Source organism: Lysinibacillus sp. fls2-241-R2A-57 (genome assembly GCF_030209535.1).
In the GTDB taxonomy this organism is placed as follows: Bacteria; Bacillota; Bacilli; order Bacillales_A; family Planococcaceae; genus Lysinibacillus.
This window is the reverse complement of record NZ_JARVRU010000125.1, coordinates 1-1767: the sequence shown is the minus strand read 5'-3', so window position 1 is coordinate 1767 and position 1767 is coordinate 1. Positions and strand designations below refer to the sequence as shown.

The following is a 1767-nucleotide window of genomic DNA, read 5'->3' as shown; positions in this document are numbered from 1 at the left end:
TTCCTCCCTCTATAAATGTTGGTATATCAACGGTTTGACCCGTTTTTAAGATAGTTAAAAAAATTTTTTTATCACGATTTTTACATAGTCTTTTCTTGTTCTTAAATAATTTGTCATTTAGTGAGTACGCTTCGCTAAAGCTAATTGGTTAAAATTAACTTTCAATTCCACTATGTGATGCACTATGGATCTCTGCGATGCTTATGATGACGTACCCTCCCATGTCTCTTGGCGTCCTTGCGCATACATTCCTTCGTTCGGTCTATTCATAAGGCAGAGGCTGGCGATGCTCCTATAGGGACTCGCAGTCGGATGGAATAAATAATGCCGGCTTCTCCGTGTCATCCTTTTGTTGTAGGTCGAGCTTTGATGTTGCTAGGCTGCCTTTTCGAGACAATTCAGGTCTTTCATCATATGGCTCACATCAAAATTCACTTTCTTCTTGCATAAAGTGTGTAAAATCTTCAGTAACTTTCCACAGAGCACGACAATCGATTGCTTCTTTCGAAGTGGATTGATAGAGCGTGTGGTGTAATATTCATGTAATTTCTTAAAAGCTTCGTTGTGACGAAGTAATGGCATCATGACTCGAAATAAAAGAGCCCGTAACTTCCTTCTTCCTCGCTTGGATATCCGTTTTTGTCCTTTGTGTTGCCCAGAAGAGTTTTCACGCAATGTGAGTCCCGCTAGTTTGATTAATTGGCGTGGATGTTCATATTGTGTGAGTGAACCGACTTCTGAAAGTAGCTCGACAATCGTTACGTCGCTGATGCCTGGGACGGAATTTAAGTACTCATAGTCTGTCATTTCTTTTGCTAGCTTACTTAGCTGTTCTGTTAAGGTATCTATTTGGCTTCGCATTAATTTGTACTGTGTGAGGAGTGTGGCAATTTCTATTCGTGCCATCACGAGTCCCTCTGTCAGTCCAATAGAGTGCTGTGCTACCCCAACTAATTGTTTCGCTTTTGGTAGTTGGGGCGATTTCATTCCTTTCACTTGGCGATACATAAACAATAACTCTTCTGGCGTCTTCCCTTGGATATCACTGGGTAGTGGCGTCATTTCAAGCGCTGCATAGGCCATTTTTCCGAAGTCTTTGAACACTGTCATAAATTCCGGAAAGAAACGATCAATCCAACGAATGATGCGATTTTGTAAGGCATTCAGATCTTCTTGGATTTTGGAGCGTAGCGTTGCACCATTTCGTAATTCAGCTTCTACGCCCTCTAGAATACGTGGATAACTGAAACGTCCATCACGCATTAATCGTGCAATGACAAGGGCATCCTTTTGATCATTCTTCGTTTGAAGATTGTCATCCAATTCCTTTGAACGATTGACATGATGAGGATTTACCATGACAAACGGAATCCCATGAAGGGTAAGGTATGCGGCTAAGTTCATCCAGTAGTGCCCAGTAGGTTCAAACCCTACGAGAATTTCGCTTTTTTCATGTGTAGCACGTAACGCGAGTACTTTTTCATAAAAAGCATCGAAACCTTCTCTTGATTGAGAGAAAGAAAATGATTTTTGAAGCACACGTCCTCGTTCGTCGATGGCACAAGCATAATGCTTTTTCTTGGCGATATCGATTCCGATGACTAAAGTGTTTTCAGTGACTTGATTAATTTTATAGTTCGTATTAGAATGCATAAATGGAGTCCTCCTGTGTGATGATGAGTCAATTTGCCGTTGACACTCATGCATCATACAAGAGGGCTTTTTATTTTTCAAGCCCCTGAAAATCTTTCTAACAGGAATGCTCCT

The 1767-nt window shown here is 41.0% G+C and carries 1 protein-coding gene; it reads right to left on the bottom strand.

Going from position 1 to position 1767, the window contains the following annotated elements; all coding sequences use genetic code 11:
• Positions 1–375: 375 nt before the first annotated feature.
• Positions 376–1653, bottom strand: a complete 1278-nt coding sequence (locus QRN68_RS18520) for an IS110 family RNA-guided transposase (RefSeq protein WP_285398378.1) — start codon at positions 1651–1653, stop codon at positions 376–378.
• Positions 1654–1767: the final 114 nt, after the last annotated feature.